The organism is Lysinibacillus sphaericus (assembly GCF_001629735.1).
In the GTDB taxonomy this organism is placed as follows: domain Bacteria; phylum Bacillota; class Bacilli; order Bacillales_A; family Planococcaceae; genus Lysinibacillus; species Lysinibacillus pinottii.
Genome location: NZ_CP015224.1, coordinates 2,952,203 through 2,966,964, shown reverse-complemented (window position 1 = coordinate 2,966,964; position 14,762 = coordinate 2,952,203). Strand labels below are relative to the sequence as shown.

Below are 14,762 nucleotides of genomic sequence, written 5' to 3'. Positions count from 1 at the left end.
TTACATTTGTGGTTTGGTTGATAGAGTAACTGAAAGTGAATATTTGTTATAATAATAGTATTTAATAATGATTAGACTTATATATAATTATAGAGAATAAAAGAAAGTAAGGTGAATAAACTTCCTATTTTTATTGATTTATTTAATTTAAAAGTATCATTAAGGAAGTTAAAAAATTAGTCTTATAAGGAGTATTATCTAATTCAGGGGATTGAGTATAGAATATCCTTGACATGTTAATTCTTAGTTAGTAGGTTATTATTTATAATCAGAATATCTAATTAGATAATTATATTTTTGGGGCGTAAAATATATATGACTATTGTTGTTGGGGAGGTACAGATGGAATTATTTAGACAGTTTATTGAACTCAGAGAAGAACAGGAAAGGTTAACAAATTTAATTAACGATATCCAGGAAAATGGTTTTGAAATAAATTTCATTAAGAAAAAGATTTATCTATATAAAAATGGGATTGCCTATATAGGTTTAGATTGTCAAAATATAGAGAGAGAAAAATTGATTTCAGTTTTTTTGATTAAAGAAAGTAAATCTAGACGTATACAAGAAATTGATTCCTATTTTATAGATTATTTTAATGCAAATCTAAAAGATATTGTTATCAATTTAGAAATTGAAAACCTGTTTTTAGAATCAAAAGCTTATTTATTAGAAGAGTTATTTATGTTAGAACAATTGATCTCAGAAGATTTAACAGTTGATTTTAGAATTAATTCAATTAAATTTGAAGAATATAAATGTTTTAAAGATGAAGAAATTACGTTTGAAGAAAGAATAACTGTATTAGTTGGAAAGAATGCAAGTGGAAAGACAAGTATTCTAGATGCGATCTCTGTTGCTATTGGTGCATATTTAAGTGGGATTGATGAAAGTACCGATACAAAATCAATTTTAAAAAGTGATGTTCGTTTTACTTCTAAAGATGTTCATGGTACTAAGGTAGTAAAACATCATGCACCTACAAGAATCAATTTTAATTCAGATTTTATTAATAAAAGATTTGATTGGTCTAGAACTAGATCGAAATTGAAATCAACAAAATTAACTACAAAGGACTCTAAACAAGTTGTAAATTTATCTAGATTTTTATATAGGGAAATAAATAATAATGATCTTAGAAATATAACATTACCTGTTTTTTCTTACCATGGAACCGGTAGGGTCGCGAATTTTACAAAAAATATGAATCAACTAGAGAAAACGGAAAATATTTCTAGGTTTTTTGGGTATAAAGATTGTTTAAAACCAGCATCAAATTATAAAACGTTTATTTCTTGGTATTCGAAGATGCAGTATAGGGCATTTATGTTGAATAAAAGGATAGAAGTATTAGACCAAGTGACTAAGTGTTTAAAAGAAACCTTTGTCTTTTTAACAGAAGAAGATAAAAATAAAGTTTCTGATGTAATATATTTAGAGGGCAGTTTACATTTGAAATATTCAAATGGGGATATGATTCCAATAGAGTTTCTAAGTGATGGCTATAAAGATATAATAGGTATTATTTCAGATATTGCTTATCGAATGGCTATTTTAAATCCTCACTTAGAAAAAGATGTAATAAAAGCAACACCAGGTATTGTTTTAATAGATGAAATTGATTTACATTTACATCCAAGATGGCAACAAAAAATAATTAAACTGTTAAAAAATCTTTTCCCAAAAGTACAATTTGTTGTTACAACTCACTCAGCTTTGGTAGTCTCATCAACTGAATATAGAGAAGCAAAAGAATTAAAAGTAGTTGAAGAAAACCTGAATGAAAATTTTACAATAGTTGCTGAAATAATCGGAGATTCCAAAGAATGGTATATTCATGATATTTTAAGAAACGTTTTTCATGTAGATCCATTATTGCATACACGTCTTACATCTGAATATATAGATCAGGATGAAGTTGATGATTTAATTAATGACTTGAACGAATATGTTAAGAAATATTTAGTTAGTAGAGAAGAGCATATTTTAAAAAAAATAAATACTTTAAATGGAAAGTTGAATACTTGCTTAACGCCTAATACACCTAAAAAAAGAGTAGTTGATGCTTTAATGGAGATGGTGAGATGAAAGCATATTATCGTAATCCAAAAGAAATACCCAAAAAGCTTATCGATGATATTAATAAAAAGAAATGGTATGAAAATTTAAGAGATGGTAAAAATAATATTAGAGACCGTTGGAATACTACACAGGAAGATAAGCGTCCAATTATCAGAGAGAAGCTTTATCAAATTACAAATGGATGTTGCGCATATTGCGGTAAAAAAATAAAAATAAGTGAAATGGATGTAGATCATTTTTTACCATCACATAAATTTAATTACTTGTCTTATTGTTGGCTAAATTATATACCTAGTTGTAAGACTTGTAATCAGAGTTTTAAGCATCAATATTACCCTAAGTCTATAGCGGAGAAACAAATTATTGAGCATTGTTGCCAAGGAATTGTTGTTCCTTTTGATGCAACATATAATCAAAATATTTTATTTACTGTTACACAAGATAGAATCATAGATCCTTTTTATGATGACATTTCTATACATCTTACTTTTCAACCATTAACATATTCTTATAAAGCTCATACAGATATAGGAAAAGAGATGAATAAGATATTTTTCCGTAGACAAGAATTTATAGAATATATAGAAGGAATTAGTTTTGCAGTGAAGAGACTTGTAAAAAATAATAATCCAAGAAATATTTTGGATCCATTTATTAATTTATATGGTAGCGAATTTTATTATAATGCATATTGGGATTTTTGGAGTGAAAGAAAATCCGATGGATTACTTTAATCTTTTTTCCTAATCAAAAATATAGCTTAAATAGATTATTTAATTATAATTAAATTTACAATAGGGAGTACTCTATAATCTATCTTACTATACAAGTATAGTCAAAAGCGTAGTAAAGAAAATCAATTGACGGTTGGTTTAACTCCTGTTATTCCCATAAGTAGAAACAATCGGAGTTTAATTCCGTGTATTATCAAACCCTTGAGATTCAAGGGTTTTTTTTATTTGATTTACAATTAACTACATCTTTACAAAAAAAGCCAAAGTACAGTGTGTTGTACTTTGGCTTTGAAGATTAAAAACAAAATATTCCATTAAATTTTAAAATAAACTTAATTGCAACATCGGCTCTTCTTGTTCATCCTTATTCTGTAAATGCATTTTTGCAAATTCTGCAATTGGTTTAGCTATTTCTTTAGCTAGAAGTACTGGAACAGCATTACCAATCTGTTTATATTTTTTATCTAAACGTCCACTTTCAGACATCTTTTCTTTAGCACCGTCACTAAATTCAAACCAATCAGGAAAAGTTTGGATGCGGGCAATTTCTTTTACAGATAGTCTTCTGTTTTCACCAACAAGCTCCCATTTATTCTTTTCAATATATCTCATCGGCTCTCCACTTGGATGTATTGGTGCTTGTCTACCTGAAGCTTGAATAGTAAAACTTTGCTCTTCCCATGTTTTCTTCCTATTTCGTGATAAGTAAATAGGTGAGTATGTTCCCTCAAAATAAGGCCCCGGTGATTCTTCTAAATCCCCAATAGCATCTCTTAACGTAACATAAGGTTTCAAGCCATCGCCATGTGTGGGTTGAGGTTTAGGATATTTAAAGCCATATTTTTCTGCAATTTTTTCCTTATGAACCCCTATTAAAAATACCCTTTCACGCAATTGAGGTACACCAAAATCTCTGGAATTTACTAAATACGGTGTAACTTCATAACCGGCTGAAGAAAAATCCTCCACAATTTGGCGTAGAACTTCACCTTTACCTAAAGTCATCATTCCTTTAACATTCTCAGCCACAAAAAACTCTGGCTGGGTTTGCATTAATGCTCTAATAAAGTGAATGTATAAAAAGTTACGTTCATCATCAATTAATCGAGGTCCAGCCTCCGAAAATCCAGGACAAGGGAACCCTCCAAGCATTAAATTACACATTGGAAAATTTGCTACTTTACGAATATCTTTTTCATGCTGAATAATATGGTCAGGGAAATTTAATTTATATGTTTCATTTGCTTCCTTAAACATATCATTGGTATAAATGGTATTAAATACACTTTTATGTCGAATTTCATCAAACTTCTCTTTATTTTTAAATGCTGTCATTGCATTTTCTTCACCTATTTCAGCTATTAAACCCGCTAATTCAAAACCTAAGTCTAAACCTCCACAACCAGAGAATAATCCAACAACATTATATTTTTTTGATTTATACTGAACTTGCTTTAAAACCTCTAAATCTTTTGGGTCATCTATAATTAAAGCTTTTTCTTCGCTAATTTTATTTAGCAATACATTTCTAACTGTTTCTCTATCTAAATCAGGAGCAGGTTTAAACTTTCCTCTGCCTTTTTCTTTTCCTTTAAATTCCATATTATCTCTCCTTTTAAATCTATTTCATTATATCATTTTAAAGAACATAAAAAAGCGATTGGATCGAATCCAATCGCTTTTTTCCATTACTAAGTATTGAATTAATTAACAATTTGGAATGAAGCAAAATTATCTTCGTTTATATCATTTGTATTACTAATTTTTAGTAAATTCAGACTTTCTTTTAATTTATCTCTAACTTCATTGCCTTTAGTTAAAAGTGGATTAGAGTATACTAAATTTGGAACTAACTTATTATCAACAACTTCCCAATTAATAAATACTGATAAAGGTCGGTTACCTTCGATTTTATCATCAAAGCTACGATAATTTAGTGCCTTACAAACAAAGTAAACATTAGGATTATTTTGAGCGAAGTCTTCGATTGAAATAATACTATCTATAGCATCTTGAATCGATTGTAAACTTGAGACGTCACAGTTAATCATACAATTAGCAACACCTGAATCCTCTATAATTCTTCCATTTACGATTGCGTTTTTCTTGCTAGCTGCTAATTTACGTCCAGCATATACTTCTAGAACTTGCTCAGGCGTTAAATTTGCTAAACCCGATAAACCACCTCCAGATTTGTTCACTAGTTCAAAACGCCAACCTAATGTAATACTTCCAGCAGATGTTCTTCCTTCTTTATTTTTAAAAATATAATTACGAGTTGCAAATTTCTGATCTATTGATGACGTGAAAGATTCAATGATATTTTGCCAATTTGGACCAAAAATTTGCTCTGCACGTTCTGCGGTCATTTTATTTTCTAAGAAGTCTGCATTGTCTTGTTTAAAGGATATCTTAAACTCTAAATATTTTGAATTGTCTAATGATATGCTCATAACGTAAATATCTGTTTTTGGTTCACCTTTAGAAGACGTAGGCTTACCTGATTCAACAACTTTATATCTTACGCCGCCGTATACAAATTCATTATTAGGTGAAAATAACGATAAAACATATCTTTCGTTCTGGCTGAAATTACTCAAAAAAGTCCCTCCCAAATACAGTTTATAGAAATTATAAACTATATTTGGAGGAATGTCCTACCAAAACCCCACATAATTAAGATATGGTTCACTTTATCATAAGAGAGTAAAATAGAAGAATTGATCTAATGTATACATATAATTTTGCCCTCGCAATTTGTTTTTGAATTATACGTAGTCAATTACGTAGTCAAACATTTTCAATAGCATCTGTTAACCCTTATAAACACTAGTATTATAGCGATTTGTGAGATAGTTGGTTCGATTCTCGCCGTCCCCATCTTACAAAATTATTGAATTTCATGGAGAGCCATATTGTAAACAACCCCAAAAGAGTATGGATATCATTTTTTGAAATTGAAGTGAAAAATTGAAGTATCAACCTACCGAAAAACAAAAGCATCGAATCATTTGATTCGATGCTTTTGTTTTTCAATCTACTGTATGTTTCATCAAAAGCTCCAAACAGTCTGGAATACCTGCAGTTTTGTAAAGTCTTTAAACCGGCTTTTTTTTCGGCTTAGACCATGTTCAATGTTCAAAACATTGCTAGCTTTTATATAGTATATCGCTCCATTAAAGTATTTAATTCACGATTTAGTTCCGTTAGTTTTTCAGCAGCATGAGCTACATCCGTAATTGCTTTAATGTGCTCGTCAATGGAAGACGCAATTTCCTGTACTGAAGCGGCCGTCTGCTCTGATACGCTGGACGCACTTTCGATTCCTTCACTCATCAACTTATTATAGGATGTCATCACATCCATTTCTTTATTAACGGCTAATATGGATTCTACAATTTGTTTAACAGAATCAGACATCTGATTGAATTTACTTTGTGTTAGGGCTACATCATCATTTAACTTTTTAGCAGTTTCCATTGTTCCTTCTACAGTTTCAACTGTTTTAGTAGTTTCTGAAACAATGGATGAAACTACTCCTTGTACTTGGTGGGTGGCCATTTTCGATTGTTCTGCTAGTTTTCTTATTTCATCGGCAACCACTGAGAATCCTCTACCATACTCACCTGCTCTTGCAGCTTCAATACTCGCATTTAAAGCTAGTAAATTAGTTTGTTCTGCGATTGTTTCAATGGTTTCCATCACCTGTGTGATTTGATTTATTTGATCATGTAATTTTTTAATTTCATCACTGACTTCTTGTGAGGCTGCTAGTGAAATAGTATTGGACTGTTGTAATTGTTGTACTATTTCAATTCCCTCGGATGATATTTTTTCTGCATGTTTTGTAATGTCGTACATAACTTTACTTTGTTTTTCTGTGGTTTCTATAGAATTGGATAATAGCTCTACTGTTTGGTTTATGGTATCCAAATCGTGGGCTTGTTCCTGTGTACCAGTAGCAATTTCAGTAATGGCTCTACCAACTTCGTCACTACTAGCAGATGTTTCTTCTGAAACGGCAGATAAGTTAGTTGCTGAATCCAATAAATGTTCACTTGTATTTTTAGTCTTTTCGACGAGCGTGCATAATTGCTGTGACATTTTATTGAAAGCGGTCGCAAGTTGTCCAATTTCGTCATTTGATTCAGGTAGATGGGTAACCATTATATGACCATCAGAAATTTTCGTTGCGGCTTCAGCTACTTCTTTTAACGTGTTTAATTTCTTCCGAATACCTAAATAAAATACCAGTGAGCTTAAAGTAATAAGTACGACTGTTGCACCAAAGATAATATATTGTAAAATGTTTAATCCTTCATAAAATTCATCTTGAAAGACAGCAATTCCAATAGTCCAGCCCCAAGGCTCAAAATATTCTGTATAGGCTGTTTTATCTTTAAAAGAACCATCTGGCTGTTTATCAGAATAAATGACAAAGCGATCTGATTCATTTTTGGACTTGCCGCCTGCAATGATTTTTTCGCGATTACTTCTGTTCAGGTCATCGGCAGGAGCTCCACCTATTTTAGAAGGATGGAGTTGTAACACTAAATCCTCGTCAAAAGCTAATATATATCCATTTTCTTTGTAAGTAAAATTGGATTTTTGATAATCGTACTCTCCCATTTCATTGACGGGTCCATTTAGAATAATTCTGGCTTGTTCTTTTCCTTCTTCTAGTGTTATTTTGCCACTTTCCACTTCTTCATTAATCAATTCTATTGAAGTATAGGCCCCTTTGACAATGCTTTGGAGTTCTCTTTGACCTGATTCTAAGAGCTGATCTTTGGCAACCCAATAGCTTGTTGAGCCAATAATCACAACTGTTACAAGTATAATAATTGTGATTAGTAGCATTAACTTCCCAGAGATGCTTTGTAACCGTAAATTTTTCTTCATCATTCGCTTCCTCCCGCAACTATATATAGGTATATTTCGACAGTAATCTACATAATTCAATAGTATGGAAATTATTTTTTATAGTAGGCTAAAGGTTCTATCATAAACTAGAAGCAAATTCTTATGATTATAAGGATGAGTATGATTCTATTATTGGCCAGTATGCTGAAGGGAAGTGGAAAAATGGTAAATACTATCGTCAATATTTGGTGATAATCAAATAATGTGTAAAACGTCTTTCTTTATAAAAGGGCTAAATTACTGAATAAAATTTGGTGAGTTGTATGTATTTAGTAAAATGTCATATATAAGTTAAGCGGGTTATGAAGAAAATGGTATTGACAAAATATTTTTTTTCTGTAAAATGAAAAACAATTCAAAAATATTTGTATAGAACAAAGGCTATGAAAAGAAATAGTATCAGTTATTTTTACGAACAGAAAGTTACCGGTTGATGAGAGGTGCATGTAAAACGATTGAGAATTCATCTTGGAGCTGTGTACCGAAAGGATCATTCTGAGTAGGCTACACCGGTAAGCACCCGTAATCATGTGCGAGAGTATCGTCAAATGACCGTACTTCTTAAGGTAAGTAATGTGAATTGCTTATAAATTAAAGGTGGTAACACGAGTTGAATCGTCCTTTTGGTTAATCCAAAAGGGCGTTTTTTTTTATTCCTTTTTTGAGCAAAGTATTTGAAAATCTATACGTATTAGGAGTTAGACATTATGAATGACAATCATCAAGATTCACAGCTAAAACGCGGATTAAGTACTCGTCACATGCAATTAATTGCACTTGGCGGGTCCATTGGGGTCGGTTTATTTTATGGCTCTAGTTCAACCATTCAAATGGCTGGACCATCTATTTTACTAGCTTATTTAATTGGCGGATTAGTTATTTTCACCATTATGCGTGCATTAGGCGAAATGGCAGTAGCGGAACCTGTATCAGGCTCGTTCAGTACGTACGCGAATAAATATTTAGGACGCTTTGCGGGGTTCTTATCGGGCTGGACGTATTGGTTTATGTGGATTGTCGTTGGTATGGCAGAATTAACAGTAGTCGGTGTATACATTAACTATTGGTTTCCTGATATTCCACAATGGGTAACTGCTCTTGTAGTACTTGTTATGATGACGCTTGTAAACTTAGCAAATGTAAAAGCCTACGGAGAATTTGAATTCTGGTTTGCAATGATTAAAGTTGTTGCGATTATCGGGATGATCGTTCTTGGATTAACCATTATTTTCTTCGGTGTTGGTAACCACGGTGAAGCAATTGGCTTCGAAAATTTATGGGCACACGGTGGCTTCATGCCAAACGGTTTCCATGGTATTTTAATGTCACTTGTATTAGTTATGTTCTCATTCGGTGGGGTTGAATTAGTTGGTATTTCTGCAGGAGAAGCAAAAAATCCTAGCAAGTCCATTCCTTCTGCTATTAACAACATCGTTTGGCGTATTTTAATTTTCTACATTGGTGCATTGGGCGTTATGATGGTTATTTATCCTTGGAACGAAGTTGGTTCAGAAGGTAGCCCGTTCGTTCAAATTTTCGATTACGTCGGCATCCCTGCTGCAGCTCACATTATTAACTTTGTTGTCATTACAGCAGCGATGTCTGCATTTAATAGTGGTTTATATGGCTCAGGACGCATGCTTCACAACTTATCGGTACAAAAAAATGGTCCAAACTATTTTAAAACGGTAAGCAAAAACGGTAGTCCGCGTAGAGGGATTTTATTTTCTTCAGCGGTGTTATTAATGGCAGTTGTCTTAAACTATGTAGTACCTGAAAAAGTGTTCATCTATATTTCTGCTGTTGCGACTGTTGCAGTCATTACAAGCTGGATGATTATTTTATTTGCACAATTGAAATTTAGAAGGGCAAAAACGAAAGAAGAAGTAGCTGAACTAAAATTTAAAATTCCGCTTTATCCACTATCTACGTATATTGCCATTGCTTTCTTATTAATGGTTATTGTGTTAATGGCATTTATTCCGGACATGCGTGTTGCCCTATATGTCGCACCAATTTGGTTTTTAATCTTATTTGTTGGATACAAAGGTATCAATATTAAAAAATAGTTACAACATTTCATTTAACATCAAAAAAGTCCTTTTGGTTAACTCGGTTGGCTATGCCTATAATGTATACATCAGCAAATTAAGGTATATTATATTTGTTGAATAGAATATTTGTAAGACAGGAAAAGTAGGTGAACCAACATGGGGAAATATCAATTAGATACTAAAGGTAAGGTTGCTGTGGCAAAGTATCATGAAAAACACAAGCCTGCCAAATTTGATAAAAAGCAGCAACTTGAGAAAATACGTGCGGAGTATTTGAAAAAGAAGCAAGAACAAACAGATCAATAATATGAATGAAAACATAGGAAGATCTATATTATCAAGACCTAATTTAAAAAAAGATAGCAAAATTAAAGGGTTCTACATATTAGTCATATTTAATATGTAGAACCCTTTCTTCTTTTACTAAAGCACCCCGTTAGTCTTATAAGAAGTTATCATTTTCTATGCAAAACAAATTGTGATTTACTGTATTTAAAATTATTTTTTTTGTAAAAAGGAATTAAATGTTCTTCACAAAACAAGCTAATAACATCAATGTGAGATAGTTCGTCTAACAATTTTGATACAAGATTCTTTCCAATACCTGATTTTTGATATGCTTTATGTATAACAACGTCTTCTATATAAGCCCTAAATTTACCGTCCGTTACAGCCCTTGCAAACCCAATAAGAGTACCATCTTTCCATACACCAATTGAAATTTCCCTTTTTAACATTTCTTCAATATCTTGTTCTTTTCTTTCCTCCCACCAACCTGCATCGTTATAAAGTTTCATAAGTTCGATTGCTTTAATTGGTTTTTCATAAAATCTAAAATATTCAAGTTCCAAGTCTTTATCCTCGATTCGTTTTTATTCTAATTTTACATAAATAGTACAGAGTTGTCTTATTCAACTTGGTATGTCAACACTAAACTGGTCAAAAATTATAAGGTCTGTTGCTTGAATTCCACTGGAGTTAAATAGCCTAGTGTTCCGTGAATTCGAATGTTATTGAACCAATGAACATAATCATCAAGTTCAAGAGCGAGCTGTTCAAGAGTAGAAAAATGTGCTCCGTTAGCGAATTCGGTTTTAAATACCTTAAATATCGCCTCAGCCACGGCGTTATCATAAGGGCATCCCTTCATGCTCAGAGATTGCTGGATTCCAAATGTTTCCAGGGCTTTTGAAATGAGCGTATTATCAAACTCTTTTCCTCGGTCTGGATGAATATCTCCCTATGTTTTTTCAATTTGATAATAGCGTTTTTGATTCTTGACAAAAACTCGTCATCAGGTATCCATTCTTTGTTAATAGATTTTGACATTACGTGAACCGCCCTAGCATTTTTTTATTTGTTCATCCTCTGTTCATATGGTTGTCATGAGGGGGACATCTTCATTGTATAGGGTATTCTTAACGGCTTGCGAAAGTGGCCGGGATTGAAGATGCGAAGTTGATAACGAAAGGGAGGAGTGGCACGAGATCAAAATAGTAAAAGGCTTTCACTGGCTGTTTTATATCGTCGTGCAAAGAGAATGAAAAAAAAGATAACCATTATAGGTAAAATACTAGCGGGTTTAGTTATAGCTATATTACTTTTTTTATTGATTGTTTTCTTAGTCAATACAATTTGCAGCAAAATGGAGCAGGGGAAAATAGAAACGTATGGTCAGTCTGTAAGAGTAGACGGAAAAAATATGAATGTTTTCATTCAGGGAGAGGGCGAGGAAATTGTCGTACTTTTACCTGGTTATGGAACGGCAGCACCGGGACTTGATTTTCAACCATTGGTAGATGAATTGTCTCCATTTTACAAGGTTGTTGTCGTTGAGCCATTTGGTTATGGATTGAGTGATTTAACTGAGAAGGAGCGGAGTTCAGAAAATATTGTTAGTGAAGTACATGAAGCTTTACAGCAGCTTCATATTGAGCGGTATATTCTAATGGGTCATTCGATTTCGGGCCTTTATGGACTGGATTATGTGAATAAATATCCTAATGAAGTGAGTGGATTTGTGGGGCTCGATAGTAGTGTACCGACGATTAGCGAGAAAAAGATTGGTGCTTCCATCATTACCACTATAAAATTCCTTAAACAATCGGGTTTAGCAAGATTGCAGGTGAAGCTGGGTGATGACCCATACGCCGAGCTATCATATGATGAAAAAACAAAAGAACAATTAAGAATGCTACAGCATAAAAACCTGTATAATTCCACTCAGTTAAATGAAGCTGAAATTATGTATGAAAATTTTAAAGCAGCTGAAAATTTATCATTTCCAAAAGATCTTCCTGTTATTTTCTTTATCCAAGCGAATCATCCAGTCACTGATAGATGGGTACCAGAACATCAAAGGCAAATAAAAAATTCAGTGTATGGTCAGGTCGTGACATTTGACGGGGATCATTATTTGTATCGTGCACAAGCAAAAGAAATTGTGGATAGCTTAAGAGAATTTATGAAAGTGGTAAGGTAGTGAGCTAATCTGTAACCTAGTCGAGTCAACTAGGTGAGTCATCAATTAAGCGTAAAAGCCTCATGGGTTCTACAAATAAACGCTCATTTAAATTTCCCTTTATGCATATGGCTAAGTGATTTAAAACCGCCCATTTGGACGGTTTTTTTCACTTTTAACGAAGTATTTTTACAGCAGAGCTAGTGCCTATTCTTGAGGCACCTGCATCTATCATAAATTTTATATCTTCCATGGTACTTACTCCGCCTGAAGCTTTTACTCCAACATTTGGTCCGACTGCTTGTCTCATTATCGCAACGTCTTTAGCAGTTGCTCCATGCAGTGAAAAACCTGTGGAAGTTTTAAGAAAATCGGCGCCAGCTTTTACGGCTATTTGGCATGCACGAATTTTTTCTTCATCTGTTAAGAGACATGCTTCTATAATCACTTTTACTAGCGCTTTTCCTTGTACAGCGTTGACAATCATTGAAATTTCTTTTTCCACTAGCATGTTGTTTTTGTTATTTTTTAATTCTGCTATATTCATCACTACATCTATTTCGGTGGCTCCGTTACCAATGGCATTTAAAGTCTCGAATACTTTCGTTTCAGTTGTGTTTGCACCTAAAGGAAATCCTATTACTGTGCATATATTCACATCCGACTCACGTAATAGATCAGCAGATAAGCTCACCCATGTAGGATTCACGCATACAGATGCGAACCCGTATTGTATGGCTTCTTGGCATAATTGAATGATTTCTTTTTCGGTCGTATTAGGTGAAAGTAATGTGTGGTCTATTAATTTTGCATAGTCCATAAATATATCATCTCCGGCTTCAAAATATGTTTCTGAAAAATAGGCGATAGGACATGTTTAGCTGGAAAGCGATGTTTCCCTACTAAAAGCTTTGTGAGGATGTTAAGCAACCTACGTGTTATATATTAAAGGGTTTAACATTTTTTAGACCATCCAGTTTATGTGATTTTTCCTCATCCATTAGGACCTAGGTCTTTATGTGTTTTTAAGTTCAATTTTCTAGAAATTAAATATGGTCCATATATTTCCAACATTTAGCTTGCAGTTGGGTGCAATTGGTTATTTGAAATTTTTGAAATAGGTTTGAAATATTAAATGTGACACTGGCAAAAAAAGGTCTCCCCCCAACCACCAATTCATATACATAAGGTAAAAACTAATAGGAGTAGTGATTATTGGACAAACAACATCACAGATATAGATGGGTTGTGTTTGTTGCGGTATTGTTTACGTATTTGTTAATGGCCAGTCAAAGAACTGCTCCCGGGTTAATTACAGACCAATTGATGAGCGATTTTGGGGTGATGGCATCGACCATTGGGCTATTGACGAGTATCCAATTTTTTGTGTATACGAGTTTACAAATTCCGATGGGGGTTTTAGCTGATCGGTTTGGACCGAACTTGTTTCTTATAATGGGTGCTATCCTTACAGGGCTAGGCACGATTCTGTATAGTCTAGGTACACATGAATTCATCCTATTTTTTTCTAGAATACTTACTGGTATAGGAGACGCGACCATTTGGGTGAATATGGTGCTTATTTTGGCACAATGGTTTCAGAAGAAGGAATTTGTTCGTTTAATTGGCTTTGCAGGTATGACAGGTAGTCTAGGGTTCTTATTGGCGACGGTTCCTTTTGCTACTTTGATTCTTTTATTGGGTTGGAGAATTTCATTTTTTTCAACGGGACTCTTATTATGTTTATGTGGTGTTCTTCTTTATTTTGTACTTGTTAAAAATGCGAAACGTATCTTTTCAGTAAAATCGATAGTGGAAGCTGAAGTGCTACAACGTGAGAAAACGTCTGTTTTATTACGGAAAATATTTTTAAATCGACAAGCTTGGGCTTTATTTTTTTGCCATTTTGGGGTTGTTGGGGGATATGTTGGCTTTATCAGTTCGTGGGCTGTTCCCTACGGAATCCATATGTATGAGATGACACGTTCAGAGGCCAGTCAGCTAATTATGATTGGTCTTTTTGGAGCACTTATCGGGGCTCCTCTAACAAGCTGGCTAGCTGGCCGGCTAGAAACGATTAAGAAGCCTTATATAGGTGTTCAATTGGCTGTTTTATTGAGTTGGTTATCCTTTCTCTTACGGAAGGGTCATCCGTCCCTTTATTTACTTATTATACTATTCTTCATCATCGGCTTTGGATATGGAGCAAGTGCCTTAACATTCGCGGCGGTTCGCCAAACTTTTCCTATCAGTGAATCTGGTATCGTTTCTGGCTTTGCGAATACGGGAGGCTTTTTAAGCGCTGCATTACTACCGATTATTTTTGGCTATGTGTTGGATTATTTTCAATCCACTTCAGGTTATTTAGGGGATGGGTACTACTATGGGTTTTTCACCCCAGTTTTATTCTCCGCCATTGGCTTGATGGGAGTACTATTATTGAAGGAACAGCGTATGAGAGCAGGCAAAAAAATGTCAAATAGATGAAAGGAATACCTGTAAAATAAG

Annotated in this window: 11 protein-coding genes, 1 pseudogene and 1 other annotated feature; of the genes and pseudogenes, 6 read left to right on the top strand and 6 right to left on the bottom strand. The window is 33.5% G+C overall.

Annotated elements, in window-relative coordinates:
* The first annotated feature begins 342 nt into the window (after positions 1 to 342).
* Together A2J09_RS14585 and A2J09_RS14580 are read left to right on the top strand one after the other, a co-directional pair.
* On the top strand, positions 343 to 2,088 hold the full coding sequence (locus tag A2J09_RS14585; RefSeq protein ID WP_041658734.1) for an AAA family ATPase: 1,746 nt from the start codon (positions 343 to 345) through the stop codon (positions 2,086 to 2,088).
* Positions 2,085 to 2,816, top strand: coding sequence for an HNH endonuclease (locus tag A2J09_RS14580; RefSeq protein WP_012292275.1), 732 nt, complete (start codon positions 2,085 to 2,087; stop codon positions 2,814 to 2,816). Before A2J09_RS14585 ends, A2J09_RS14580 begins: the two co-directional genes overlap by 4 nt.
* A gap of 321 nt (positions 2,817 to 3,137) precedes the next feature.
* Here A2J09_RS14580 and A2J09_RS14575 read toward each other — a convergent pair whose 3' ends face one another.
* From A2J09_RS14575 to A2J09_RS14565, 3 genes are all read right to left on the bottom strand, one after another.
* The gene (locus tag A2J09_RS14575) at positions 3,138 to 4,418 is read right to left on the bottom strand and encodes a DNA cytosine methyltransferase (protein WP_012292276.1); all 1,281 of its coding nucleotides are present in this window, start codon (positions 4,416 to 4,418) and stop codon (positions 3,138 to 3,140) included.
* A 101-nt stretch (positions 4,419 to 4,519) separates the two neighbouring features.
* Positions 4,520 to 5,416 carry a hypothetical protein gene (locus A2J09_RS14570; protein ID WP_036160533.1) on the bottom strand — a complete coding sequence of 299 codons (897 nt, stop codon included), beginning with the start codon at positions 5,414 to 5,416 and terminating at the stop codon, positions 4,520 to 4,522.
* 556 nt (positions 5,417 to 5,972) lie between these two features.
* Complete coding sequence (locus tag A2J09_RS14565; RefSeq protein WP_012292278.1) at positions 5,973 to 7,721, bottom strand: methyl-accepting chemotaxis protein; 1,749 nt, start codon at positions 7,719 to 7,721, stop codon at positions 5,973 to 5,975.
* A gap of 392 nt (positions 7,722 to 8,113) precedes the next feature.
* Positions 8,114 to 8,365 (top strand) — a binding site (T-box leader).
* A gap of 81 nt (positions 8,366 to 8,446) precedes the next feature.
* On the opposite strand from A2J09_RS14565, the gene A2J09_RS14560 reads away from it, so the two are divergent.
* Together A2J09_RS14560 and A2J09_RS23985 are read left to right on the top strand one after the other, a co-directional pair.
* The gene (locus tag A2J09_RS14560; RefSeq protein WP_012292279.1) at positions 8,447 to 9,808 is read left to right on the top strand and encodes an amino acid permease; all 1,362 of its coding nucleotides are present in this window, start codon (positions 8,447 to 8,449) and stop codon (positions 9,806 to 9,808) included.
* Positions 9,809 to 9,949: 141 nt separating this feature from the next.
* Positions 9,950 to 10,099, top strand: coding sequence for a hypothetical protein (locus tag A2J09_RS23985; protein ID WP_012292280.1), 150 nt, complete (start codon positions 9,950 to 9,952; stop codon positions 10,097 to 10,099).
* A gap of 149 nt (positions 10,100 to 10,248) precedes the next feature.
* Here A2J09_RS23985 and A2J09_RS14555 read toward each other — a convergent pair whose 3' ends face one another.
* Both A2J09_RS14555 and A2J09_RS14550 read right to left on the bottom strand, forming a co-directional pair.
* Positions 10,249 to 10,590: a GNAT family N-acetyltransferase gene (locus A2J09_RS14555; RefSeq protein ID WP_051563314.1), complete on the bottom strand. Its 342-nt coding sequence runs from the start codon at positions 10,588 to 10,590 to the stop codon at positions 10,249 to 10,251.
* A gap of 149 nt (positions 10,591 to 10,739) precedes the next feature.
* A pseudogene (locus A2J09_RS14550) lies at positions 10,740 to 11,024 on the bottom strand (transposase); the annotation flags it as partial.
* A gap of 309 nt (positions 11,025 to 11,333) precedes the next feature.
* Here A2J09_RS14550 and A2J09_RS14545 point away from each other — a divergent pair.
* A complete protein-coding gene (locus A2J09_RS14545; RefSeq protein ID WP_171821101.1) occupies positions 11,334 to 12,275 on the top strand; it encodes an alpha/beta hydrolase in 942 nt (313 codons plus the stop codon).
* A gap of 154 nt (positions 12,276 to 12,429) precedes the next feature.
* On the opposite strand, the gene deoC is transcribed toward A2J09_RS14545, so the two are convergent.
* Positions 12,430 to 13,074 (bottom strand): deoxyribose-phosphate aldolase, encoded by a 645-nt coding sequence (deoC, locus tag A2J09_RS14540; protein ID WP_031417744.1) that lies wholly within the window; start codon positions 13,072 to 13,074, stop codon positions 12,430 to 12,432.
* A gap of 395 nt (positions 13,075 to 13,469) precedes the next feature.
* Between deoC and A2J09_RS14535 the strand changes: the two genes are divergently transcribed.
* A complete protein-coding gene (locus A2J09_RS14535; RefSeq protein WP_031417743.1) occupies positions 13,470 to 14,741 on the top strand; it encodes an MFS transporter in 1,272 nt (423 codons plus the stop codon).
* Positions 14,742 to 14,762 lie beyond the last annotated feature (21 nt).

Excerpts from the sequence above, each read along its gene's own strand:
- A2J09_RS14565 (WP_012292278.1), bottom strand. The coding sequence starts at position 7,721 with ATGATGAAGAAAAATTTACGGTTACAAAGCATCTCTGGGAAGTTAATG.
- A2J09_RS14545 (WP_171821101.1), top strand. The coding sequence starts at position 11,334 with ATGAAAAAAAAGATAACCATTATAGGTAAAATACTAGCGGGTTTAGTT.
- A2J09_RS14585 (WP_041658734.1), top strand. The coding sequence starts at position 343 with ATGGAATTATTTAGACAGTTTATTGAACTCAGAGAAGAACAGGAAAGG.
- deoC (WP_031417744.1), bottom strand. The coding sequence starts at position 13,074 with ATGGACTATGCAAAATTAATAGACCACACATTACTTTCACCTAATACG.
- A2J09_RS14555 (WP_051563314.1), bottom strand. The coding sequence starts at position 10,590 with ATGAAACTTTATAACGATGCAGGTTGGTGGGAGGAAAGAAAAGAACAA.
- A2J09_RS23985 (WP_012292280.1), top strand. The coding sequence starts at position 9,950 with ATGGGGAAATATCAATTAGATACTAAAGGTAAGGTTGCTGTGGCAAAG.
- A2J09_RS14560 (WP_012292279.1), top strand. The coding sequence starts at position 8,447 with ATGAATGACAATCATCAAGATTCACAGCTAAAACGCGGATTAAGTACT.
- A2J09_RS14580 (WP_012292275.1), top strand. The coding sequence starts at position 2,085 with ATGAAAGCATATTATCGTAATCCAAAAGAAATACCCAAAAAGCTTATC.
- A2J09_RS14575 (WP_012292276.1), bottom strand. The coding sequence starts at position 4,418 with ATGGAATTTAAAGGAAAAGAAAAAGGCAGAGGAAAGTTTAAACCTGCT.